Here is a 24,749-nt window from a genome sequence, read left to right on the forward strand (position 1 = left end):
CGGAGCGACGTCCAGGGCGCAGAGCCGGGATCCATAACCACAGGCGGACGGGTCGGGCTCAAGGTCAACTGACATCCTGGCTCAAGCGACATCACGCGGTATGGGTCCCGGGTCGGCGCCCGCCGACGCTGCGCGTCAGCGGGCTTGCCCGGGACGACAGCGGTGGTTGGCTCACGTTGAGCGGCACGCCTCAACTCTCCCGCCGCGCCGCGCCGCGCCCGTGGCAATGGCGGCGGCGGCGGTGCGGTTCTCGACGCCGAGCTTGGCGTAGATCTGTTCCAAGTGCTTGTCGACGGTGCGCGGGCTCAAGCCCAGTATCTGCGCGATGTCGCGGTTGGTCTTGCCCTTGGACAGCCACGACAGCACCTCGCTCTCGCGCGAGGTCAGGCCGAACTCGCTGGAGAATTGTTTAGGCAGTTCGTCAGCCTCCTTGGCAAGCCGCAGCAGGAACTCGTTGGATCCGGCGCTGCCCATGTAGTACAGGCGCAGCTCGGGATGATCGGGGATCGAGGCTGCCGTCTTGGCGCCACCCCCCTTGCCCTTCTGGGCCTGATCCAGCCAGGACCGCAACGTGTCCGGCAGCATGAGTTCCTCGACATCGCCAAAACTGTCCGACAACAACCGCTGTGCCTGCGGCGTGGCCCACATCAGCCGGCCCTCGCGATTGACCGCAAGCAGGAAGCGGCCGGAGACATCGAGCGCGGCGCGCGCGCTCTGCGTCATCCGGGCATTCGCCAGATGGACGCGGATGCGCGCCAGCATTTCCTCGACCGCGATCGGCTTCGTGACGTAGTCGACGCCGCCGGCCTCCAGCCCCTGCACGATGTGTTCGGTATCAGCGAGCCCGGTCATGAAGATGACGGGCACGTTGGAGAGGCCGGCTTCACGCTTGAGCTTGCGACAGGTCTCGAAGCCGTTCATGCCGGGCATCACGGCGTCGAGCAGGATGATGTCGGGCGTGATCTGGTCGACGATGCGCATCGCGGCGGCGCCATCGAGCGCGACCATCACGGTCATCCCGGCGCCGTCCAGCGCGTCGGTGAGCAGGCGGAGCGTCTCCGGCGAGTCGTCGACGACCAGCGCGACGTCGCGCTTCTTGCTGTCAGTGCTCATGGGCATGCAGGGTCTTCAGAGTGGCCATGTACTGGTCGAGCTCGAACCGATCGACCAGCCCGCGCATCTGTGCCACGAAATCGGCGTGCTCCGGATGGCTGCTGCCGATCTCGTCGAGCTTGATCTGGATGGCCCTGACATAGCCGATCTGGCCAAGGCCCATCAGCTCTTCGACAAATTTCAGGGGCGGTCGCGATCCAGTGTCGGGTCGCCAGTGTGGCTGGGTGACCGGTTGATCGGTCTGATAGCTCCATTCGAGCTTCAGCAATTGACGTATCGCCTCCAGCAGACGGGGAATGTCGATCGGTTTCATCAGATAGCTGTCATGAAACGGCTGCGCCAGCGGCCGGCCATGCGCTTCCAGCGCGCTGGCCGACGTCATGAGGATGCGGGCTTGACGATGCCCAGTGCTGCGCAGTGTTTCTGCGACCGTCCAGCCGTCCATGCCGGGCATCGAAATGTCCAGAATGAACAGGTCCGGCTGGCAATGCTGCGCCAGCGCCAGGCAGGCCGCGCCATCCGGTGCGCTCAGCAGAATGAAGCCGAGCGGCGTCAGCACCTCGCGCAGGAGATCGCGATGCACCGGGTCGTCGTCGGTGACGAGGATGGTCTTGCGCGGACCGAGATAGCCGGCCACCGGCGCCTTCACTGGCGGATGCCGTGTCGGGTTCGTCACCTCCGACAGCAGGATCTTGACCTTGAACGTGCTGCCCGCGCCGACCTTGCTCTCGACCTTGATGTCGCCTCCCATCACGCCGGCGAGCAGACGGCTGATCGTCAGCCCGAGCCCGGTGCCGGTCTGCGGTTGGGAAACACCGAGCGCGCCGCGCTCGAACGGCGCGAAGATGCGCTCGAGATCGTCGGGCTGGATGCCCGGGCCGGTGTCGATCACCTCGAACTCCGCCACGGGGCTGCGATAGTGCACGACGAACTGGACGCTGCCGTCCTGGGTGAACTTGATGGCGTTCGACAGCAGGTTGATCAGGATCTGACGCAGCCGCTTCTCGTCGGCGTAGACGACCAGCGGCAGCACCGCCGGCCGCTTGAACACGAAATCGACGCCTTTTGCCGCCGCCTGTAGCCGGAACATGCCGACGAGCTGGTCGAGGAAGTCGTTCAAACGCACCTCGTCGCGCGACAGATACAGCCGTCCCGCTTCGATCTTGGAGATGTCGAGAATGCCGTCGATCAGGCCGGACAGATGATCCGCGCTGCGGCGGACGACGCGAACCTGGTCGCGCGGCTTCGGCGCCAGGCTGCCGTCCTGCTCGAGCAGTTGCGCGTAGCCCGAGATCGCGTTCAACGGCGAGCGCAGCTCATGGCTCAAGCCAACGACATAGCGGCTCTTGGCGAGGTTGGCGGACTCCGCGACTTCCTTGGCCCGTTGCAACTCGGCATCGGTGCGCTTGTGCGCCTCGATCTCCTGGATCAGGAGCTGGGTCTGGCGCCGTGTTTCGGCCTCCGCCGCGCGGCGGCTCTGCTGCGCCAGCACGAACAGCCAGGTCACCACGCCGATGATGATCGACAGGGCGAAGAACACCTTCCAGAGCACGTCTGAGATGATACCCCTGAAGCCGGGCAGCGCCGCGGATGTCTCCAGGTAGATCATGCCGAGCGTCAGTGCGACGAGACCGGCTGAGGTCAGGAAGACCCCGACGTAGTGCCCGAGCTGTGAGTTGATCCTCGACAGAATGGCGTCCGGCAGCATGCCGCTGAGCGCGGCCGAGACCTGGGCCTGCGCCCGGCCATGCGGCTTGCAGAGATCGTGGCAGCGGGCGTCGAGCGAGCAGCACAGCGAGCAGATCGGACCGGCATAGGCAGGGCAGGATGCGGTGTCCTCCGGCTCGAAATGATGCTCACAGATGCAGCACTGGATCTGCTCGATGTTCTGCCAGCTCCGCTTCGGCTTGCGCGCCAGATAATATTTGCCATCGGTGAGATAGGCGATGGCCGGCGCGGTAACGAGCGCGACGCCGAGCGCGACGAAGGTCGACAGCGCCTTTCCCATCGGGCCGAACAGGCCGTAGAAGGCGCTGATCGAGACGATGGTCGCGATCGTCATGGCGCCGACGCCGACCGGGTTGATGTCGTAGAGATGGGCGCGCTTGAACTCCATCTGCTGCGGCCGCAGGCCCAACGGCCGATTGATCACGAGGTCTGCGACCAGCGCGCCGACCCAGGAGATCGCGATGTTCGAGTACAGCGCGAGCGTCTGCTCCAGTGCCTTGTAGACGCCGATCTCCATCAGCAGCAGCGCCACGACGACGTTGAACACCAGCCAGACGACGCGGCCCGGATGACTGTGGGTCAGGCGCGAGAAGAAGTTCGACCAGGCGATCGAGCCGGCATAGGCATTGGTGACGTTGATCTTGATCTGCGAGACGATCACGAAGGTGCCGGTCAACGCCAGCGCCAGGTCCGGACGCGCCAGCACGTAGCGGAACGCCTCCAGATACATGTGCGCCGGCTCGGCGGCGCGGTCGGCCGAGACCCCGTGGCTCAGCGCAAAGAAGGCGAGGAAAGAGCCAGCCAGCAGCTTCAGTGCGCCGAGCACGATCCAGCCGGGACCGGCCGACAACAGCGCGATCCACCACGATCGTCGCGACGTGCGGCGGTCACGCGGCAGGAAGCGCAGGAAGTCGACCTGCTCGCCGATCTGCGCGACGAGCGAGAACACCACGGCGGCCGCGGTGCCGAACAGCGCCAGATCGAGATGGCCCATGGGGTCGCCATGTTCGCCGGGAAACTGCTGCCACTCGGCGAAAGAGTGCGGGCTTGCATAGGCGATCGCCGCGAACGGAAGAATGTGCAGCACCACCCACAGCGGCTGTGTCCACAACTGGAAGCGGCTGATCAGCGTGATTCCATAGGTGACGAGCGGAATGATGACGACCGCGCTGATCAAATAGCCGATCGGACGCGGTATGCCGAAGCACATCTCCAGCGCGGAGGCGAGGATGACGGCCTCGATCGCGAAGAAGATGAAGGTGAAGGATGCATAGATCAGCGAGGTGACGGTCGAGCCGATATAGCCGAAGCCCGCACCGCGCGTCAGCAGGTCGATGTCGATGCCGCATTTGGCGGCATGGTACGCAATCGGCAGGCCGCAGCAGAAGATGATGAGGCTGGCAACCAGGATCGCGGCGGTGGCGTTGGTGACGCCGTAGTTCAGCGTGATGGTTCCGCCGATCGCCTCCAGCGCCAGAAACGAGATCGCGCCCAGCGCCGTGTTGGCGACGCGCGCGGCCGACCAGCGCCGCGCACTCTTGGCCGTGAAGCGAAGCGCGTAGTCCTCCAACGTCTGGTTGGCGACCCACTGGTTGTACTGGCGCCTGACGCGGTCGATCCGCTGTCGCCCTGCCACTCTCGAACTCCTGAACGCGAAGCGTCCGCTCCGTCCTGCCCCTCGCAGGATCTGCGTAGAGCCTACGTCGCGCTTTTGCGGTGCAGTATACGCAATCTTGCGTATCTGTGCAGTGCACAAAGCGCGCCATCCTTTGTCCGAGCCAAAGCGTGTCCTCGAACCAATGAATGGGGTGCTCATGTCAGACGAAACTAAAAAGGGCCTGAAGTCGCCACTTCGGCGCCAACTGCTGATGGGGATGGCCGCAATTCCGGCACTCGCCATGATGCCGCGGCCGTCCTTCGGCGCCGGTCCCGCAACCTCTGCTGTCAATACCACCGGACTTGCAGTCACTGATAGCGAAGTGACCGTCGGGATCCTGCACTCGGTCACCGGTACCATGGCGATCTCGGAAACCGGCTCGGTGCAGGCCGAGAAGCTGGCCATCGAGCAGATCAACGCCTCGGGCGGCGTCCTCGGCCGTAAGATCAAGTACATCCAGGAGGATGGCGCCTCGGATTGGCCGACCTTCGCCGAGAAGGCCAAGAAGCTCCTCGTCAACGACAAGTGCGCGGCCGTCATGGGCTGCTGGACCTCGGCTTCGCGCAAGGCGGTGCTGCCGGTGTTCGAGCAGTACAACGGCATGCTGTACTATCCGACCTTCTACGAAGGTCTCGAGCAGTCCAAGAACGTCATCTACACCGGCCAGGAAGCGACCCAGCAGATCATCGCCGGCCTCGACTGGGTCAACAAGACCAAGGGCGCGAAGACCTTCTATCTGCTCGGCTCCGACTACATCTGGCCGCGCACCTCGAACAAGATCGCCCGCAAGCACATCGAGGGCCATCTGCAGGGCGCCAAGGTCGTCGGCGAGGAATACTTCCCGCTTGGCCACACCCAGTTCAACTCGGTCATCAACAAAATCAAGCTGACCAAGCCGGACGTGATCTACGCGATCATCGTCGGCGGCTCCAACGTCGCCTTCTACAAGCAGCTCAAGGCGGCCGGCATCGACATGTCGAAGCAGACCTTGCTCACCATCTCGGTGACTGAGGACGAGATCGACGGCATCGGCGGTGAGAACATCGCGGGCGCCTATGCCTGCATGAAGTACTTCCAGTCGCTCGACAACGCCAACAACAAGGCCTTCGTCTCCGAGTTCAAGAAGATGTGGGGCGAGAAGACCGTGATCGGCGACGTCACCCAGGCTGCCTATCTCGGCCCGTGGCTGTGGAAGTTGACGGTCGAGAAGGCCGGCAGCTTCGATATCGACAAGATCGCCGCCGCCTCGCCCGGCATCGAGTTCAAGGGCGCGCCGGAAGGCTATGTGCGGATCCACGAGAACCACCATCTCTGGTCCAAGACCCGCGTCGGCCGCGCCAAGGCGGACGGTCAGTACGAGTTGATCTACGAGACCGCGGACCTGGTCGAGCCCGATCCGTTCCCGAAGGGCTATCAGTAAGCGACTTCGCTGTCGCGTCAGCAAAGGTGCGCTCCCTCCCCCCTTGTGGGGGAGGGTCGGGGAGGGGGGTGCCCAGCAAAGACTGCCGTTGTGGATCCCCACCCCCGACCCCTCCCCGCAAGGGGGAGGGGAGCGCACCGATCATTCGGAAATATCGATCTCTAAAGCACGGGCACTTCGCTCGAGAGGACGGATCATGTTCGGCGACTATTCCATCGGCGACCTCGGGGCCATCTTCGCGATGCAGGGCTTCGCGGGCCTCATCCTGTTTTCGGTCTATGTGCTGATGGCGCTCGGGCTCGCCATCATCTTCGGCCAGATGGGCGTCATCAACATGGCGCATGGCGAGTTCATGATCCTCGGCGCCTACGTCACCTGGATGACGTCGAACGCTTTCCAGCATTTCCTGCCGGCGCTGTTTCCCGGCTATTTCTTCGTCGCAATGGCCCTTGCCTTCGTCGTCTCCGGCTCCCTCGGCATGCTCGTGGAATGGGCGATGATACGCCGTCTCTACAAGCGGCCGCTCGATACGTTGCTCGCCACCTGGGGCCTCAGCCTGATCCTGCAGCAGGCCTATCGCTCTGTGTTCGGCGCGCGCGAGGTCGGCGTCGAGCTGCCGGAGTGGATGATGGGCTCCTGGCAGGCGACCGACGCCATCCAGATCCCGATCAACGGCATGTTCGTGATGTGCCTGACCATCCTGATCACGATCGTCGTGGCCTACGTGCTGTTCCTGTCGCGCTGGGGCAAGCAGGTGCGCGCTGTCGTACAGAACCGCGTGATGGCCGGCGCCGTCGGCATCAATACCGAGAAGGTCGACCGCTACACCTTCGGCCTCGGCTGCGGCATCGCCGGCGTCGCCGGCTCCGCCTTCACCATGATCGGTTCGACCGGTCCGACCGCGGGCCAGCTCTACATCGTCGATACCTTCCTGGTCGTCGTGTTCGGCGGCGCCGCCAGCCTGCTCGGCACCATCGCCTCTGCCTTCACCATCTCCCAGGCGCAGTCGACGATGGAATTCTTCATGTCCGGCTCGATGGCCAAGGTGCTCACGCTGCTGGCGATCGTCGCCATCCTGATGATGCGGCCGCAGGGCCTGTTCGCCCTCAAGGTCCGCAAGTGAGCCAGCTCCGATAGTCCAACAAGAAGGCCCGGCCATGATCAACTCGCGCTTCTTCAACCGCTCGGAGCTCATCGGCTTCGTCTCTCTGCTGCTCTTGCTGGTCGTCATCCTGCCGCTGGCGCTGGACATCTTCCGCCTCAACCTGGTCGCGAAGTATCTGACGTACTCCTTCGTCGCGATCGGCCTGGTGCTGTGCTGGGGCTATGGCGGCATTCTGAGCCTGGGGCAGGGCGTGTTCTTCGGCCTCGGCGGCTACTGCATGGCGATGTTCCTCAAGCTGGAGGCCTCGAGCGTCGCGAACACCAAGATCCAGTCGACACCCGGCATCCCGGACTTCATGGACTGGAATCAGCTGACGCAGCTGCCGTTCTTCTGGAAGCCGTTCCAGAGCTTCCCGTTCGCGCTCGCTGCGATCATCCTGGTGCCGGCGGTCTTCGCCTTCATCATCGGCGCCGCGATGTTCAAGCGGCGTGTCGGCGGCGTCTACTTCGCGATCATCACCCAGGCGATCGCCGCCATCATGACCATACTGATCGTCGGGCAGCAGGGCTACACCGGGGGCATCAACGGCATCACCGACCTGCGCACCCTGCACGGCTGGGACATCCGCACCGATCACGCCAAGTACATCCTCTACTTCGTCGAGGTGTTCTTCCTGTTCGCCGCCATCCTGGTCGCGCAGTTCATCCGCCTGACCAAGCTCGGCCGCATCCTGGTGGCGATGCGTGAGCAGGAGGACCGCGTGCGGTTCTCCGGCTACAGCGTCGCCAACTTCAAGATCTTCGCCTTCTGTGCGGCGGCGGTGTTCGCGGCCGTCGGCGGCGCGCTGTTCACGCTCGAGGTCGGGTTCATGTCGCCGTCCTTCGTCGGCATCGTGCCGTCGATCGAGATGGTGATCTACACCGCGGTCGGCGGCCGTCTGTCGATCTTCGGGGCGGTCTACGGCACGATCCTCGTCAACTTTGCCAAGACCAGTCTGTCCGAGACCTTTCCGCAGCTCTGGCTGTTCGGACTGGGCGCGCTGTTCATCGCGGTGGTCCTCGCCTTCCCGAACGGATTGGCCGGCATCTGGGGCGACTACGTGCAGCCGCGCATCGACCGGCTGCTGGCCTCGCGCACCAAGAAATCCGGCAATGGCGGCCTGGTCGCCGACGGCGCCCCCGCAGAGTGAGGACACAGCGATGCTCATCGGTCATCAGCCCAAGGAATTCCTGCTCGCGGTCGAAGCACTCACCGTCTCCTTCGACGGCTTCAAGGCGGTCAACGATCTCTCCTTCTATGTCGAGGAGAACGAGATCCGCGTCATCATCGGCCCGAACGGCGCCGGCAAGACCACCGTGCTCGACCTGATCTGCGGCAAGACCAAAGCGACCTCCGGCTCGATCCAGTTCCGCGGCAAGGAGCTGACCAAGCTGCGCGAGAACGAGATCGTCCAGGCGGGTGTGGGGCGCAAATTCCAGACGCCGTCGGTGTTCGAGGATCTCAGCGTGTTCGAGAATCTCGAGATCTCGTTCCCGCGCGGCCGCACCGTGTTCGGCTCGCTCGCCTTCAAGCGCGACGCCGTGGTCAAGGACCGCGTCGAGGAGGTCGCCGAGATGATCTTCCTGAAGGATCGGCTCAAGACTTCGGCGGCCGAGCTGAGCCACGGCCAGAAGCAGTGGCTCGAGATCGGCATGCTGCTGATCCAGAACCCCGACCTGTTGATGCTCGATGAGCCCGTCGCCGGCATGAGCGTCAGCGAGCGCGCCAAGACCGCCGAGCTGCTCAACCGCATCATCAAGGACCGCTCGGTGCTGGTGATCGAGCACGACATGAAGTTCGTCGAGGACATCGCCCACAAGGTCACCGTGCTGCACCAGGGGCAGATCCTGTCTGAGGGCACGATGGACAAGGTCAAAAACGATCCCAAGGTCGTCGAAGTCTATCTCGGACATTGAGCAGGAGCAGAACTGATGTTGGCAATCTCCGATCTCCATGTCGCCTATGGCCAGAGCGAGGTGCTGCATGGCCTGAACGTCAAGGTCGCGCCCAACGAGATCGTTGCGATCATGGGTCGCAACGGCATGGGCAAGACCACGCTGATGAAGTCGCTGATGGGCATCCTGCCGTCCAAGAGCGGTTCTATCGACATGAACGGCACCGAGCTGTCGGGCCTGAAGAGCTATGAGCGCGTCGCGAAGGGCCTCGCCTACGTGCCGCAGGGCCGCATGATCTTCTCCACCATGACGGTCAAGGAGAACATCGAGACCGGCCTCGTCGTGTCCGGCGAGACCGAGGTGCCCGGCGACATCTACGAGCTGTTTCCGGTGCTGCTGGAGATGAAGGGCCGCCGCGGCGGCAATCTCTCCGGCGGCCAGCAGCAGCAGCTCGCGATCGCGCGCGCGCTCGCCACCAAGCCGAAGGTGCTGCTGCTCGACGAGCCGACCGAAGGCATCCAGCCGTCGATCATCAAGGAGATGGCGCGCACCCTCAAGCGCATCCGCGATGAGAAGGGGCTGTCGATCGTCGTCTCCGAGCAGGTGCTGAGCTTCGCGCTCGACATCGCCGACCGCGTGCTGGTGATCGAGAACGGCGAGATCGTCCGCGACGATCCGCGCGACCAGGTCGATGCCGCGCAGGTCTCCAAATATCTGTCCGTCTAACCACTCCGTCCAAGCAAAGGTAAAGGGGAGCTCTTGATGCCTGACACACTGATCAAGGTCGATCTGACTAAGTCGGCCTACGAGAACGACAAGGTGCACAATCGCTGGCACCCGGACATTCCGATGGTGGAGTGGGTCAATCCCGGTGACGACTTCATCATCGAGACCTATGACTGGACCGGCGGCTTCATCAAGAACAACGATTCCGCCGATGACGTGCGCGACATCGACCTGTCGATCGTGCACTTCCTGTCGGGTCCGATCGGCGTCAAGGGCGCCGAGCCCGGCGATCTTCTCGTCGTCGACCTGCTCGACGTCGGTCCGCTGAAGGAGAGCCTGTGGGGCTTCAACGGCTTCTTCTCCAAGCAGAACGGCGGCGGCTTCCTGACCGACCATTTCCCGCTGGCGCAGAAGTCGATCTGGGACATCAAGGGCCTCTACACCTCGTCGCGCCACGTGCCCGGCGTGAACTTCGCAGGCCTGATCCACCCCGGCCTGATCGGCTGTCTGCCTGATCCGAAGCTGCTCGCGACCTGGAACGAGCGTGAGACCGCGCTGATCGCGACCAACCCGACCCGCGTGCCGGGCTTGGCCAATCCGCCATTCGCGCCGACCGCGCATGCCGGCCAGGCCAAGGGCGACGTCAAAGCCAAGATCGGCGCCGAGGGCGCCCGCACGGTTCCGCCGCGTGAGCATGGCGGCAATTGCGACATCAAGGACCTGTCGCGCGGCTCGAAGATCTACTTCCCGGTCTACGTGCCCGGCGGCGGCCTCTCGATGGGCGACCTGCACTTCAGCCAGGGCGACGGCGAGATCACCTTCTGCGGCGCCATCGAAATGGCCGGCTGGTTGCACATCAAGGTCGACGTCATCAAGGACGGCGTCGCGAAGTACGGCATCAAGAACCCGATCTTCAAGCCGTCGCCGATCACGCCGAACTATCGCGACTACCTGATCTTCGAGGGCATCTCGGTCGACGAGGCCGGCAAGCAGCACTACCTCGACGTTCACATCGCCTATCGCCAAGCCTGTCTCAACGCCATCGAGTATCTGAAGAAGTTCGGCTACTCCGGCGCCCAGGCCTATTCGATCCTCGGCACGGCACCGGTGCAGGGCCACATCTCCGGCGTCGTCGACGTGCCGAATGCCTGCGCGACCTTGTGGCTGCCGACCGAGATCTTCGACTTCGACGTGATGCCGTCGTCGGCCGGGCCGATCAAGCACATCAAGGGCGACATCCAGATGCCGATCTCGCCGGACAAGTAATTCTCCTCCCTGCGCGACGGGATGCGGGACGGCAGCGTATCGGCCGCCCCGCATCCGCCGCGCGGACTGGAGAGACGATGTTGCGCAGGAGACGAGACAATGCCGGTCTATGAATATCTCTGTAATGAATGCGGTCCGTTCACCGACTTCAGGCCGATGGCGGAATGTGATGAGCCGCAGGTCTGCCCGCAATGCCAGGACATGGCGCCGCGCGTGATCCTCACCGCGCCCGCCTTCGCCTGCATGCCGGCGGAGCGGCGCACGGCGCATGCCACCAACGAGCGCAGCCGCCACGCGCCGCAGACGGTGGCCGAGTACAAGGCGAAGCACGGGGCGGGTTGCGGCTGCTGCTCGCCTAAGAAATCGCCGCGGCTGATGACCAAGACCAAGAGCGGTGCCAAGGGTTTTCCGACGGCGCGGCCCTGGATGATCAGCCACTGACCTTGCGGGAGGGGCGGCGCGGCCGCCCCTCAGCGTGCCGCCGGCACCCGCCGCGGTCCCGGCGCCACCGGCTGGCCGCCGAACTTCGCGCTCATCGCATTGGCGCCGTCGCTGATGTCGACCAGCGTCTTGCGGCTGTCGTCGATCACCTTGGCAGATTTGCGCTTGAAGCCGTCGACCAGCTCGCGCATCGACTTGATCTGATCGAACAACTGTCCAGGATTGCCGTCCGCGAAACCGGGAATGGCGCCGTCGATCTTGGTGACCAGCGTATCGAAGCCCTTGAAGATGTCCTCGGCCTTGTCGATCGCGGCATCGAACGCGGCCGTCTTGGCCTGCAGCGAGGCGGTCTCGGTTTCGAAGCTCTGCAGCGCGTCCTTGATGGCCGGGGCATTGCTGACGACGTATTTGTCGATGTTGTGCACCGTCTCGATCATCGTCTCCTGGTCCTTGAGATCGGCCGTGAGCACCGGCACGCCGTCGTGATCGAGCGGCACCGGCGGCGCCGTCGGCGCGCCGCCGACCAGCGAGATCGCGGCGATGCCCGTCAGGCCCTGGAACTCGATGCCGGCCGTGGTGTCCTTGCGGATCGGCGCTGACCTGTCGAGCGTGATCATGGCGACGATCTTGCGCGGACTCTCGAGGTTGATCGACAGGATCTGCCCGGCCTGCACGCCATCGAAATTGACCGGGCCGCCCTTGCGCAGCCCCGCCGCCGAGCCGCCGTCGAACACCACGCGCATGGTGCTGCGCTGCTCGGCGAGGCGACGCTTCTGCGTAATCAGCACGCCGCTGATGCCGGCCGCGACGATCGCGATCGTCAGGGTTCCAACAATGAGATTGATCGCGCGCATTCGGTATCCGCTGCTGCCTCGGCTCGATTTTAGCCGCTAACCCGCCGAGTGGGAAGCTCAGCGCGCCAGGCCCGGGCGGGACGGGGCGGCGAGGCCGGCCAGCAGCACCGCAAGGATGCCGGTCAAAAAGACCCCGTCGAACGTCCCGGCGCCGCCGATCGAGGCCACCGGCGCGCCGAGGCTGCCGATCTTGTCGAGGTTCATCAGGTCGGCCCCGACCAGCGTGCCCATCGAGCCGCCGATATAGGCCAGCGGCGCAGCGTATTCGCGCGACAGCAGGAAGGCGAGGATCGCCGTGACGACCACCGGCGCGAACACTGGCACAGCGATACCCACGCCTTGCACGGGCGTTGCCATGGCATGGATGATCACCGCGATCACCAGCACGGCGATCGTGGCCCGCAGCCACAGCTGATAGCGCAGCACGAGATAGGTCGACATGATGGTCGGAATGACCGCGCCGCCGACGTTCACCGCGAGCAGCGTGCCCGGCCATTGGTGCACCAGCGGCACGACATATTGCATGCCGAAAAAGTCGATGATCTCGCCGGAGCGCGCGACCTGCCCCGGCAGCATCGTGATCGGGATGTTGAAATAGCTGCCGACCAGTGAACCGAACAGCAGCAGCATCGCCGTGCCCGAGCTGACGCCGAGCTTCATGTAGGCGTAGCGCAGGATGCCGAGCTGGATCAGGACGATCACGACGCCGAACGCCAGCACCAGGATGGCGAAGAAGGCCGGCGTGATCGGCAGGTATTGGACCTGGGAATGCATGTCGAAAGCGCTTCGCAGTTGAGCCTTGCTGTCTCCCTGGGATCATCCCACGAGGACAGCAGGGTGACAAATGGGCATTCGGCGCTTGGTTCCCAGGGGTGACCATGATCGCCCTCACTCTCCCGTCGCGATCAGTCGGGCATGCAGCACGTAGCGTTCCGGCCCCTGTGTCAGCGCGTCGAACGGCCAGCAGGTCGACAGCACCAATTCCGAGCCGTCGGTCGCCGGATCGATGCCCGAGGCATCGAAGCGGACGACGTGGCTTGCATCGGCGCGGTAGCGGAAGGTCTTGCCGTCGCGCCTGACAATGTCGATCTCGTCGCCGATGCCGACGTCCTTCAGGAAGCGGAAGTGCGTGTCGCGATGCGCGGAGTAGACAGCGATGCCGCGCTCGCCGGGCTCGGCGGTCCCCTCGACATGACCAGCGCCAAAGGCGAGGGCCTGGCCGCTGGATCCAGCCAGCGCGATGGTGGAAACGCCGAGGCGTTTGATTTCGATGCGCGCCACCGGGACGGTGTCGGCCCAGGACCACGGCTTGACTGTGTGGCCTGTTGCGATGCTCTGGCTGAAGGCGCGCTCGAGCAGCACCTGCGCGACAATGGCCTTGGCATGGATGAGCGCGCCGTGGCCGAACAGGATGAGGCCGACGAGCGCGACTGCGAGCGGAATGACAAAGCGGGGCATTCTCTCTCCTCCGTCATTGCGAGCGAAGCGAAGCAATCCAGAGTCGTCGTGCAGCCCCTGGATTGCTTCGTCGCTTCGCTCCTCGCAATGACGCCATCAGTTAGTTTGCAGCCCGCCGCCGTATGGCGACGAGCCAGATCAGTTCGAGCATCAGCAGGCCCAGCCCAAGCAGCATGCTGAGCTCCGCATCGGTCGCCGTCTTCGGCAGCGCGATCGTCCCAGGTGTTGCCGGCACCACCGGACGCTTCAGCGCGGCCAGTTGAACGTCGCCGTCAGCTTCAGCGCGACGGTCCTTCTGCAGCGCGGGCGGACGGCCGCGCTCGCCGAATACCTTCTCGAAATCCCAGCCGGCCGGCAGGTTGATCGGCAGCTCGGCCAGCCGGAGCGGCTCGCCATCGGGACGGCGCGGGGTCTTGTCGACGGCGACGAGGCTGGTCAGGCGGGTCACCAGCTGATGCTCCATCGCCAGCTTGAGGATGGCGCCGTCGGCTTCCTCCGGCGTCATCTGCCGCATCGTCTTGGCCACTTCGGCGTCGCCTATCTTGCGCCGCGCCCACAGCTTCGACAGGCCCTTGCCTTCGGCGGCACCGGACAGCGGCAGCGTGATCGTCCAGGGCTGGTCGCCGATGCGGCCCTTGAGCTGCAGCGAGCCGGCGAGACGATCGATCTTCGCGGCCAGCACCAGCGGCTCGTTGCGATAGACGTCCGGGAGCACGGCCGGCGTGAGATCGGCGGAGGCTTCGGAGAACGTCGCGTTCAATCCCGTCACGACCGGGTTCTCCAGCTTGGCAAAGAGATCGCGCATGCGCTCCTCGACCTGCTCGACCGAGCCGATATGGGTGAAGGCACCGCGGCCGAGCTCCGAAGCGCGCGTCATCAGGTAGGTGTTGGGCGCCGAGCCGATGCCGACCATGAAGATGCGCGAGCGGCCGCGCATCGCGGTGATCGTCTCGAACAGCTGCTGCTCGTTGCCGATCGCGCCGTCGGTTAGGAACACAACTTGGCGCACGCGATCGCTGTCGCTGCCATCGTCGGTGAGCGCCGCGCGCATCGCCGGCACCATCTCGGTCCCGCCCCTTGCGTCCAGCGAACTCACGAAACTGGTGGCGCTGCCGACATGCTCGGGATCGGCCGGCACCGAGGCGGGAAACAGCACGGTCATGGTGTCGTCGAAGCGGATGACGTTGAAGTGGTCGCCCGGCTGCAGCCGTCCCAGCGCATAGAGCAGGCTGGCCTTGGCCTGGCGGATCGAAGTGCCGCCCATCGAGCCGGAATTGTCGATCACGAAGATGACGTCGCGCGGCTGCGGGCGCTGCGCTGCTGCCGCGACCGCCGGCGGCGTCACGAAGGCAAGCAGGTAGTCGGCATCGCCGACCTGCTCGTGAAACAGCCCGACCGACGGCATCTTCTCCGACGCCGGCTTCCAGGTCAGCTCGAAGTCGCGATCGGCCGGCACCACGCCCTCGGCCAGGGTGATGACGCGCGTCTTCGCATCAGGGCTGTCGATGGTGACCTGGTGATGGTGGCTCTTGACCTCGCCCAGCGCGAAGCCCGCCTGCAGCCGCACCGTGATCTTCGTCGGATTGACCGGATCATTCTTGACGGGATCGAGCACCTCCGGCGCGATGCGGTCGCGATCCGGCACCGGATCGTTGCTCGCCGCACCCCAGCCGTCGCTGCCCGGGCGCAAATCGACGCTCTGCACGATCGGCTTGGGATTGTAGCGCGGCGCGACCACGAGCGGCACACGCAGGGAGAACGCGCCGCCGCTCGACGCCACCTGCTGCTGATACTCGATCTGCACCAGCACGGTCTCACCGGGGCCGATATTGGCGAGCGAGTTGGTGAAGATGTTTGGCCGCTCCTGCTCGGTCAGCGCGGCGGTCTTGCCCTCGCGCTTGGCCTGCTCGTAGATCACCTTGGCTTGCTGGCGCGGCTTGATATCGCCGACCACGACGCGGTCGCCGACGATCATCTTCAAGGTGTCGACCGCGCTGTCCGGCGGCAGCGGGTAGACGTAGACCGCCTCCATCCATTGCGAGCTGGTGTTCTTGAACAGCTGCGTCACGCGGGCCCGCGCGGTCGGGCCCGACACGACGATGTCGACATCGATGCCGAGCCGCGGCGCCTCGGCATAGCCGGCATCGGACTTGAACAGCAGCGCGCCGGAGCGCGCGTCGCCCGGCCTGGTCAGCGGTGCGAGCGGTCCCTCGGCCGACCAGCCGGGTGTGATGTTGATAAACAGCGCGGTGATGCCGACCAGCGCCACGGCGGCGGCTTGCAGCAGCAGGAACAGCAGCATGGTCACGATCCAGGACCGGACCGGGTGGGCACTGCTGCGAATGTCATAGTCGATCGTTTGGCTCATCGGGGGCTCCGCAACGAACAGAATGGGGCAGGCCGAACCTGAGCGCGGCGCGCGCTCGTCGCGAGCGGAATGGTCGGTCTTGTTCGGCCCGGGTCCGCCGCATCGCGTGCGGTGGTCGCCGCGGCAAAGGCTGGATTGTGCGGGTTTGTGCCGGTTTGTCCGTCTGCTAAAGAGATCGGCGTCACGCGGCAGGGGGCAGGATGTCGATACCGGACAACGAGTTGTCGGACGAGCAGAGCCGGCAGGTGGCGGAGACCATCCGCGAGGAGATCGCGCGCCGGCGGATGTCGCGGCAGACGCTGGCGGAGCAGGCCAAGCTGAGCCTGTCGACCTTGGAGAAGGCGCTCGGCGGCCGCCGCCCGTTCACGCTCGCCACCATCGTCCGGCTCGAGCAGGCGCTCGGCATGTCCCTGCGCAAGGCGCCGAGCGCGCCGGCTGCTGCGCCGGCCACGAGCGGCGGCATTGCGCCTGATAGCCTCGGCTCCTACTCGCGGCGCGCCGTGGAATGGATCGAAGGGACGTATGTCACGCTGCGGCCGTCGTTCGGCGATCGCGAAGCCATCTATGCGTATCGCACCGACATCGTCTGGGACGATGCGGCTTCGTCACTGGTGTTTCGCGAGGGCGCGCGGCTCGATGCGGCGTTTTCGCAGTTCGGCGAGGTCGCCGTGCCCAACCAGTCCGGCTTCGTCTACCTCGTCACCAACCGCCACGGCCAGCATCGCCTGATCACGGTGTCACGCCCGACCATCACCGGCGAGATGTACGGCATCATCACCACGCTGCTCGCCGGTCGCGGCTCGCTACTGACCCCGATCGCTGCGCCGATCGCGCTGCTGCCGCTGCAGAATGTGGTGGAGCCGAGTTTCGGAAGGCTGGGCGCTGACGATCTGCATTATCAGCTGTATCGCGAGCACCTGCGCAAGACCGTCGAGGAGCCGTTCGCGCTGTTCGTGCAAGGCGTGCCGTGAGTCGTTTGCTGACCTAGCCACCGTCATTGCGAGGAGCCAACGGGTCCGCGCAAAGCGCGGCCCGATGACAGGCTCCGCGACGAAGCAATCCAGAGCCGCACACTCGGCCCTGGATTGCGTCGCTGCGCTCGCAATGACGGAGCTTGTGGTGCGCGGCCTGCTTCGACAAACACGCTGTCGTCCCGGCGAACGCCGGGACCCATACCCCCAGGGAGCGGTTTGAGGCGCGCTGGTCATTGGCCTTTTGCCCAACACGCCCGCCGCGGCGTATGGGTCCCGGATCGGCGCCGCGCCGCGCTTCGCGCGTCGTGGCTTGTCCGGGACGACGGCGGTGGGTGAGGCGCAACTGCATCAACACCCACCAGTGTCGTCCCGGCGAACGCCGGGACCCATACCCCCAGGGAGCGGCTTGAGGCAGGGCTGGTCATTGGCCTTTTGCCCAACACGCCTGCCGTGGCGTATGGGTCCCGGATCGGCGCCGCGCCGCGCTTCGCGCGTCGCGGCTTGTCCGGGACGACAGCGGTGGGGAGGGCGGATTTACGATTCAAACAGCCGGGAAGTTGAGGCGCGTGAAATCTGAGGGACGTGTCGGTGCAATCTCGCGGCACATCGTGCCCGAGGTCTGCTCTCAGTTCGTCCCTCGCAAGCAGTGCAGAGGGCGCAGGGAATGCCGGGTGAGGGCCTCACCCATGGCCCGCCTGCGAAAAAAATGCAGGCGGCAGGTACCACAGGCAAAGCCGAACACGCCGGCATTCCCTGCGCGATGGGTTGAACGCTTATACGCAGTCTCCCTGGTGCGCCGGCTTGTTGGCCACCATTCGCGAAAATGCTTGCGCACTACGCGGGACACCAGCTTCGGGGTGTCAGGACGCTGCGACTTCACGTCCGCAAGCGATCGTTCGTCCGCGCCCTCGTCAAGAAGACGCTGCGACCTCCCGCGGCCATCGCTCCCCGCCTCGCGTGTCGTGACGATCGCGCGCAACGCCCCTCCGCAGTGAGGCGGGATGGGGCGAGAGAAACATGAATTCGGTAAAATAGCAAGATATTTTTATTTTACAGAATTCGCGCCGTCTTTGCTGCGCTATAGGCCAACTCGTGCGGCGGTGACGGTAGGCTCCCTCTCCCGTTCTTCACGGGGAGGGTCGGGGTGAGGGGCAGCGGAACGGGAGGTGCTGCTATTGAGAGTGAACTTATGAGTCCGATGGATCTGCGATGCGGCTCCGCTTGTGCCATGCCCCTCACCCGGATTGCTGCGCAATCCGACCTCTCCCCGCAAAGGGCGGGGAGAGGTTGCACCGTTCACGCTGCGCCGCCGGTGGCTCGAGCGAACGGACGAGAGCGGCCGACGCGCAACCTCGCTGCTACCCCCCGACATCCGCGCTGATGATGTCGCCGAACAGATCCCACTTGCCGCCCTTGAACTGCATCATCTTGAGCTGCTCGATCGGTGCAAAATCATTCGGGCCGGTGTTGACCTTGATGCCTGGGATCAGGGTGTCGGGCGCAAAGTCCTTCAGGCTGGCGGCCTGCTTCATGACGTTGTCGCGGGTGAGGTTGTCGCCGCACTGCTTGAGCACCTGGACCATGGTCTGGGCCGCGGCAAAGCCGTAAGCGAGGTTGGCATCGGAGGTGTTGGCGCCCGGCATGTACTTGTCGATGAAGGCCATGAACTTCTTCATGCCCTCGTCGTCCTTCCACTGCGGATCCGACGGGTCCTTGATATAGCCGGCGGACAGCACGCCTTCGGACGCGTCAAGGCCGGCCGGCTTCATCACCGCGCCGATCGAGATCGACACGTCGGTCATCAGGTGCATCGGCTTCCATTCCAGCTCGGCGATCTTCTTGATCGCCTGCGCGGCGAATTTCGGCGTGGAGATGTTGACGAACACGTCGGCGCCGGTGCCCTTGAGCTTGACGATGTGGGAGTCGATCGAGGGCTCCGAGGTCTCGTAGCTCTCCTCGGCGATGATCAGATCCTTTGCCTTGTCGCCGAAGACGTCCTTGATGCCGGCGACGTAGTCCTTGCCGAAATCGTCGTTGGCATAGAAGATCGCGACCTTGCCGTTCGGCTTGTTCTTGAGGATATATTTGGCGAAGATCCGCGCCTCGACGCGGTAACTGGGCTGGAAGCCCATCGTCCAGGGGAATTCCTTGGGATCGTTCCACTTGCTGGCGCCGGTGGCGACGAACAGCTGCGGCACCTTCTTGGCGTTGTGATACTTCTGCACCGCGGTCTGGGTCGGCGTGCCCAGCGCGTTGAACACCAGCAGGACCTCGTCGCTCTCGATCAGCTTGCGCACCTGCTCGACCGTCTTCGGCGGGCTGTAGGCGTCGTCATAGGAGATGAAGTTGATCTTGCGGCCGTTGATGCCGCCCTGATCGTTGATCATCTTGAAATAGGCTTCCTCGGTCTTGCCGATGATGCCGTAGGCCGAGACCGGGCCGCTATAGGTCTCGACATTGCCGATCTTGATTTCGGTGTCGCTGGCACCGGTGTCGTATTTCTTCTGGGCGAGCGCGCTCTGGCTCGCCGCGATGGAGAGCGCGGCTGCGGCTGCGAGAGAGAGCAGAGTCCTGGTCGTCATCGGCAACATTCCCTGGGCTTCCTCTTGGTTGATCGTGTGGTTCGTTGAACGGCGGCGCGATGCGCACAGCCTTGGGTTTATGCAGCCTTGGGTCTATGACGCCTGCTGGACCAGATCGATCGCAGATGCCGTCGCAAAGCTCTTGCGCAAGGTCGGCTTGTGGATCTTGCCGGTGGCGTTGCGCGGCAGCGCGTCGACGAAGCGGACGGTGCGCGGGCATTTGAAGCGGGCGAGGTTGGCCTGGCAGTGGGTGTGGATGTCCGCCTCGCTCAGCGTCTGGCCCGGCTTGACCGCGATGATCGCCATGCCGGTCTCGCCCCATTGCGGGTCGGCGATGCCGATCACGGCGGCCTCGGCGACGGCGCTCAGCTGGTGCAGCACGTTCTCGACCTCGGCCGGATAGACGTTCTCGCCGCCGGAGATGTACATGTCCTTCCAGCGGTCGACGATGTAGTAGAAGCCTTCGTCGTCGACGCGCGTGGCATCGCCGGTGTGCAGCCAGCCGTCGGTGAAGGAGGAGCGGTTGGCATCCGGCCGGTTCCAGTAGCCCGGCGTCACGTTGGGACCGCGCACCCAGAGCTCACCAAGCTCGCCGACATCGGCGTCGGTGCCGTCGGGACGGACGATGCGCACCTCGGTATGCAGCACCGGCTTGCCGGCCGAGCCGGCCTTGCGTCCGGCATCCTCGCGATCGAGCGCGAGCACCGCCGGCGAGGTCTCGGTCATGCCATAGCCCTGCTGGAGCGCGACGCCGCGCGTCTCCCAGGTGTTGAGCAGCGGCACCGGCATCGGCGCGCCGCCGACGCCGCCGATCGTGAGCCGGCTGAAATCGGCGGTCGCGAACGCCGGATGCTGCGCCATGAACTGATAGATCGCGGGCACGCCGAAGAACACGTTGATGCCCTGGGCGGGATCGCTGATCAGCTGCAGCGCCGCGCCGGGATCGAACGCGCGCATGATCAGCACGGTGCCGCCGGCATGCATCACCGGATTGGTGTAGCAATTGAGACCGCCGGTGTGGAACAGCGGCAGCACGGTCAGCAGCACCGAGGACGGGGTGATGTAGGCGGGGCCACCGAGATTGACGCAATTGTAGAACGTCATGCCGTGGGTGATCATCGCCCCCTTCGGCTGGCCCGTGGTGCCAGACGTGTACATGATGGTGGAGATATCATCGAGCGTGACCGGCTCGACCGCGCCGAGCGGTTTTGCGGCGGTGATCGCCTGCTCGTAGCTGCCGCCTGGGCCGTAGCGCAGCGCCGTGGCGACGCCGCACAGCCGGCTCACCGCCAGCGCGGTGTCGGCGAGGTCGTCGTCATGGATCATGACTTTCGGCGCGGCGTCGCCAACGATGAACTGCAGCTCGGGCACGGTGAGGCGGGTGTTGAGCGGCACGAAGACCGCGCCGACGCGGAAGCAGGCGAACTGCACCTTCAGCGTATCGGTGGAATTCAGCGCCAGCACGGCGACGCGGTCGCCCTTGCCGACGCCGCAGGCGTCGCGCAGATGAGCTGCGAGCCGCGCCACACGGGCGTCGAACTCCGCGTAGTTGAAACGCCGGTTGCTGCCGAGATCGACCATGGCGGTCTTCGTCGGCGTCCTCCGCGCATGATGCGCAATCCAGTCGTAGTACCGTACTGGCACGGGGTCCCTCCTCGTGTCCGGCGAGCTGTCGCCGGCTTGCTTGGCCGGCGCGTTCCCGCCCCCGACGATGCAGGGCAGGACGCGCGGCGTTTTTGGTTGCAAGTGGGCCGGTGAGTGCATTGCACTGTCTTGCGTCAAGGCGCTGGTTGGGCGTCACGAAGGCGGGTCGCGCTGCACGCGATTTCGGCAGTCAGCCACTCGACGCAAGGCGATACCGACGCTTCCGGTCATCCTGGCGCCGCAGCAACCAGAGCTTCGGCGGTCATGACGAAAAGCCCGTTCTATACGGCCGAGCACGAGGCCTTCCGCGACGTCGTCAGGCGCTTCGTCGACAAGGAGATCGCGCCGTTCGCGAGCGCCTGGGACGAGGCCGGCGAATTCCCGCGCGCGCTGTATGCGAAGGCGGCCGAGATCGGCCTGCTGGGCTTGGGTTTCCCGGAAGAATTCGGCGGCGTCCCGGCCGACCAGTTCATGAAGATCGTGTCGTCGCAGGAGCTGGCGCGCGCCGGGGCCGGCGGCGTCAGCGCCAGCCTGATGAGCCACACGATCGGCGCGCCGCCGATCGCGCGCGCGGCACGGCCGGAGGTGCGCGCGAGGGTGCTGCCGGAGATTCTTGCCGGGCGGAAGATCTCGGCGCTCGCCATCACCGAGCCGAGCGGCGGTTCCGACGTCGCCAATCTCCGCACCAAGGCGGTGCGCGATGGTGATCACTACGTCGTCAGCGGCGAGAAGACGTTCATCACCTCAGGCATGCGCGCCGACTATATCACCGTGGCCGTGCGCACCGGGGGACCTGGTCCGGCGGGCGTGAGCCTGCTGCTCGTTCCCGGCGATACGCCTGGGCTGACGCGCACCAAGCTGAACAAGATGGGCTGGTGGGCGTCTGATACCGCGACCCTGCATTTCGACGGCTGCCGCGTGCCGGTCGAAAATCTGATCGGCGAGGAGGGGCAGGGCTTCAAGCTGATCATGCACAATTTCAACTCCGAGCGCATGGGCATGGCGGCGAGCTGCACGGCGTTCGCCCGCGTCTGCCTCGACGATGCGATCGCCTATGCCAGGGAGCGCCAGACCTTCGGCAAGCCGCTGGCGCAGCACCAGGTCATCCGCCACAAGCTGGTCGACATGGCGCAGCGCGTCGCGGCGACGCAGGCGATGCTGGAGATGCTGGCGTGGCGGCTCGAACAGGGCGACAATCCCGTCGCCGAGATCTGCATGATGAAGAACCAGGCGACGCAGACGATGGCCTACTGCGCCTCCGAGGCGGTGCAGATCTTCGGCGGCGCGGGGTTCATGCGCGGCATCCGCGTCGAGCGGATCTATCGCGAGGTCAAGGTCAACGCCATCGGCGGCGGCACCGAGGAGATCATGAAGGACCTCGCCAGCCGGCAGATGGGATTGTGAGCCGCGCTCTCTCCACTCGTCATGCCCGGGCTTGACCCGGGCATCCAAGCTGTGCGCCACATCGGAACAACGACGTGGATGGCCGGGACAAGCCCGGCCATGACGTCAAAGAAAAACGACAGGAGCCTGAGGACGAATGCTCTTCACCGCCGACCACGACGAACCGCGTCGCATCCTGCAGAAGTTCATTGCTGCCGAGATCAATCCCCATGTCGACGAATGGGAGGAGGCCGGCATCTTTCCGGCGCATGAGCTGTTCAAGAAGCTCGGCGACCTCGGCTTTCTCGGCCTCAACAAGCCGGTCGAGTTCGGCGGGCAGGGGCTGGACTATTCCTACGCGCTGATGATGGCCGAGGAGCTCGGCGCGATCAATTGCGGCGCCATTCCGATGGCCATCGGGGTGCAGACCGACATGGCGACGCCGGCGCTGGCGCGGTTCGGCTCCGACGAGGTGCGCAAGGAATTCCTGGCGCCGGCGATATCAGGCGACTACGTCGCCTGCATCGGCGTCTCCGAGCCGGGCGCCGGCTCCGACGTCGCCTCGATCAAGACCCAGGCGCGCGCCGACGGCGACGACTACGTCATCAATGGCGGCAAGATGTGGATCACCAACGGCACCCAGGCGGATTTCATCTGCCTGCTCGCCAACACCAGCGACGGACCGGTTCATCGCAACAAGTCGCTGATCTGCGTTCCCATGAAGAGCAAGGGCGTGCAGGTCGCGCGCAAGCTCGACAAGATGGGCATGCGCTCCTCCGACACCGCGCAGATCTTCTTCGACAATGTCCGCGTGCCCAAGCGCAACCGCGTCGGCGAAGAGGGCATGGGCTTCACCTACCAGATGATGCAGTTCCAGGAGGAGCGGCTGTGGGCCGGCGCCGCCTGCCTGAAGGCGCATGAGGCGATCATCAACGCGACCATCGAGTACACCCGCAACCGCAAGGCGTTCGGCCGCTCGATCCTCGACAACCAGGTCGTCCATTTCCGTCTCGCCGAACTGCAGACCGAGGTCGAGCTGCTGCGCGCGCTGACCTATCAGGCCGCCGAGGCGCTGGTCGCCGGCGAGGACGTGACGCGACTCGCGACCATGGTGAAGCTGAAGACCGGCCGGCTGGGGCGGGAGCTCACCGACGCCTGCCTGCAATATTGGGGCGGCATGGGCTTCATGAACGAGACGCCGGTCAGCCGCGCCTATCGTGATTCGCGGCTGAGCTCGATCGGCGGCGGCGCCGACGAGGTGATGCTGACGATCCTGTGCAAGATGATGGGTACCCTTCCGGGCATGGCCAAAGCGGGGAACGCCTGATGATCACGCTGTATCATTGCGACGGCGCCCGCTCGTTCCGCCCGTTGTGGATGCTGGAGGAGCTTGGAGCCAACTACGAATTGAAGATGCTGCCGTTCCCGCCGCGGGTGCTCGCCAAGGAATATCTGGCGATCAATCCTCTCGGCACGATCCCCTTCATGATCGATGGCGAGACGAAGATGACCGAGTCCTCCGGCATCTGTCACTATCTCGGCATCAAGCACGGCCCGACGCCGCTGATGGTTGCGCCTGAGGAGGCCGCCTACGGCGCGTTCCTGAACTGGATGTATTTCTCCGATGCGACGCTGACGTTCCCGCAGACGCTGGTATTGCGGTACACGCAGCTCGAGCCGGAGGAGCGGCGGTCGCCGCAGGTCGCCGCCGACTATGCCAAGTGGTTCCTGGGCCGGCTGCGAGCGGTCGAGGCAGCGACGGCGAATGCCGAATTCCTGAGCGCGGGTCGCTTCACCGCGGCGGACATCGTCATCGGCTATGCGTTGCGGCTGGCCGAGACGCTCGGGCTCGCCAAGGATTTCGGGCCGAATGTCGCCGCCTATTGGGCGCGCCTGCAGCAGCGCGATGGCTACCAGCGGGCGCGCGCCGCCGAGCAGCGCGCCGGCGTGGAGCAGGGCATCAAGCCGCGCGTCCGGCCCTGAGTTGCGCACGTCATTCCGGGGTCGATGCTGCGTGTCGCCCCGGGAATGGCGACCATCTCAAAGCCGTGAGTTAACCGCGACAAAAATCGGCAGTCGTCACCGATGACAGCGGC

19 protein-coding genes are annotated in these 24,749 nt (G+C 65.1%); 11 read left to right on the forward strand and 8 right to left on the reverse strand.

Features of this window, described 5'->3' with window-relative positions:
• Positions 1-171 precede the first annotated feature (171 nt).
• The gene (locus ACQR07_RS08375; protein WP_434902266.1) at positions 172-1,113 is read right to left on the reverse strand and encodes a response regulator; all 942 of its coding nucleotides are present in this window, start codon (positions 1,111-1,113) and stop codon (positions 172-174) included.
• The gene (locus ACQR07_RS08380) at positions 1,103-4,477 is read right to left on the reverse strand and encodes a hybrid sensor histidine kinase/response regulator (protein ID WP_434901854.1); all 3,375 of its coding nucleotides are present in this window, start codon (positions 4,475-4,477) and stop codon (positions 1,103-1,105) included. Before ACQR07_RS08380 ends, ACQR07_RS08375 begins: the two co-directional genes overlap by 11 nt.
• 178 nt (positions 4,478-4,655) lie before the next feature.
• Between ACQR07_RS08380 and urtA the strand changes: the two genes are divergently transcribed.
• The 7 genes from urtA to ACQR07_RS08415 all read left to right on the forward strand — a co-directional run bounded on the left by urtA (position 4,656) and on the right by ACQR07_RS08415 (position 11,390).
• Entirely contained in the window at positions 4,656-5,918 is a 1,263-nt protein-coding gene (urtA, locus tag ACQR07_RS08385) for an urea ABC transporter substrate-binding protein (RefSeq protein ID WP_434901855.1), read from the forward strand.
• Between the two features lie 196 nt (positions 5,919-6,114).
• Positions 6,115-7,041 (forward strand): urea ABC transporter permease subunit UrtB, encoded by a 927-nt coding sequence (gene urtB, locus ACQR07_RS08390; protein ID WP_434866151.1) that lies wholly within the window; start codon positions 6,115-6,117, stop codon positions 7,039-7,041.
• 34 nt (positions 7,042-7,075) lie between these two features.
• The gene (gene urtC / locus ACQR07_RS08395) at positions 7,076-8,212 is read left to right on the forward strand and encodes an urea ABC transporter permease subunit UrtC (RefSeq protein WP_434901856.1); all 1,137 of its coding nucleotides are present in this window, start codon (positions 7,076-7,078) and stop codon (positions 8,210-8,212) included.
• 10 nt (positions 8,213-8,222) lie between these two features.
• Positions 8,223-8,978, forward strand: a complete 756-nt coding sequence (gene urtD / locus ACQR07_RS08400) for an urea ABC transporter ATP-binding protein UrtD (RefSeq protein WP_434901857.1) — start codon at positions 8,223-8,225, stop codon at positions 8,976-8,978.
• A gap of 15 nt (positions 8,979-8,993) precedes the next feature.
• The gene (gene urtE, locus ACQR07_RS08405) at positions 8,994-9,683 is read left to right on the forward strand and encodes an urea ABC transporter ATP-binding subunit UrtE (protein WP_434901858.1); all 690 of its coding nucleotides are present in this window, start codon (positions 8,994-8,996) and stop codon (positions 9,681-9,683) included.
• 36 nt (positions 9,684-9,719) lie between these two features.
• Positions 9,720-10,949, forward strand: coding sequence for a formamidase (gene fmdA, locus ACQR07_RS08410; RefSeq protein ID WP_316226994.1), 1,230 nt, complete (start codon positions 9,720-9,722; stop codon positions 10,947-10,949).
• 99 nt (positions 10,950-11,048) lie between these two features.
• The gene (locus ACQR07_RS08415; protein ID WP_434901859.1) at positions 11,049-11,390 is read left to right on the forward strand and encodes an FmdB family zinc ribbon protein; all 342 of its coding nucleotides are present in this window, start codon (positions 11,049-11,051) and stop codon (positions 11,388-11,390) included.
• Positions 11,391-11,419: 29 nt separating this feature from the next.
• On the opposite strand, the gene ACQR07_RS08420 is transcribed toward ACQR07_RS08415, so the two are convergent.
• The 4 genes from ACQR07_RS08420 to ACQR07_RS08435 form a co-directional block, all read right to left on the reverse strand.
• Complete coding sequence (locus ACQR07_RS08420; RefSeq protein ID WP_434901860.1) at positions 11,420-12,244, reverse strand: MlaD family protein; 825 nt, start codon at positions 12,242-12,244, stop codon at positions 11,420-11,422.
• 57 nt (positions 12,245-12,301) lie between these two features.
• Complete coding sequence (locus ACQR07_RS08425; protein ID WP_434866144.1) at positions 12,302-13,018, reverse strand: DUF1614 domain-containing protein; 717 nt, start codon at positions 13,016-13,018, stop codon at positions 12,302-12,304.
• A gap of 114 nt (positions 13,019-13,132) precedes the next feature.
• On the reverse strand, positions 13,133-13,702 hold the full coding sequence (locus ACQR07_RS08430; protein ID WP_434901861.1) for a class GN sortase: 570 nt from the start codon (positions 13,700-13,702) through the stop codon (positions 13,133-13,135).
• A 100-nt stretch (positions 13,703-13,802) separates the two neighbouring features.
• Positions 13,803-16,070 (reverse strand): marine proteobacterial sortase target protein, encoded by a 2,268-nt coding sequence (locus ACQR07_RS08435; protein WP_434901862.1) that lies wholly within the window; start codon positions 16,068-16,070, stop codon positions 13,803-13,805.
• A 200-nt stretch (positions 16,071-16,270) separates the two neighbouring features.
• Here ACQR07_RS08435 and ACQR07_RS08440 point away from each other — a divergent pair, with 200 nt between their 5' ends.
• Positions 16,271-17,041 (forward strand): helix-turn-helix domain-containing protein, encoded by a 771-nt coding sequence (locus ACQR07_RS08440; RefSeq protein ID WP_434901863.1) that lies wholly within the window; start codon positions 16,271-16,273, stop codon positions 17,039-17,041.
• A gap of 1,361 nt (positions 17,042-18,402) precedes the next feature.
• Here ACQR07_RS08440 and ACQR07_RS08445 read toward each other — a convergent pair.
• Both ACQR07_RS08445 and ACQR07_RS08450 read right to left on the reverse strand, forming a co-directional pair.
• Positions 18,403-19,635, reverse strand: a complete 1,233-nt coding sequence (locus ACQR07_RS08445; protein WP_434901864.1) for an ABC transporter substrate-binding protein — start codon at positions 19,633-19,635, stop codon at positions 18,403-18,405.
• Positions 19,636-19,719: 84 nt separating this feature from the next.
• Entirely contained in the window at positions 19,720-21,270 is a 1,551-nt protein-coding gene (locus ACQR07_RS08450; RefSeq protein WP_434901865.1) for an acyl-CoA synthetase, read from the reverse strand.
• A gap of 264 nt (positions 21,271-21,534) precedes the next feature.
• Between ACQR07_RS08450 and ACQR07_RS08455 the strand changes: the two genes are divergently transcribed.
• The 3 genes from ACQR07_RS08455 (at position 21,535) to ACQR07_RS08465 (ending at position 24,636) form a co-directional block, all read left to right on the forward strand.
• Entirely contained in the window at positions 21,535-22,674 is a 1,140-nt protein-coding gene (locus ACQR07_RS08455; RefSeq protein ID WP_434901866.1) for an acyl-CoA dehydrogenase family protein, read from the forward strand.
• 136 nt (positions 22,675-22,810) lie between these two features.
• Positions 22,811-23,980: an acyl-CoA dehydrogenase family protein gene (locus ACQR07_RS08460; RefSeq protein WP_434901867.1), complete on the forward strand. Its 1,170-nt coding sequence runs from the start codon at positions 22,811-22,813 to the stop codon at positions 23,978-23,980.
• Positions 23,980-24,636, forward strand: coding sequence for a glutathione S-transferase family protein (locus tag ACQR07_RS08465; protein WP_434901868.1), 657 nt, complete (start codon positions 23,980-23,982; stop codon positions 24,634-24,636). Before ACQR07_RS08460 ends, ACQR07_RS08465 begins: the two co-directional genes overlap by 1 nt.
• The last annotated feature ends 113 nt before the right edge of the window (positions 24,637-24,749 follow it).

The organism is Bradyrhizobium sp. HKCCYLS20291 (genome assembly GCF_051167715.1).
GTDB lineage: Bacteria > Pseudomonadota > Alphaproteobacteria > Rhizobiales > Xanthobacteraceae > Bradyrhizobium.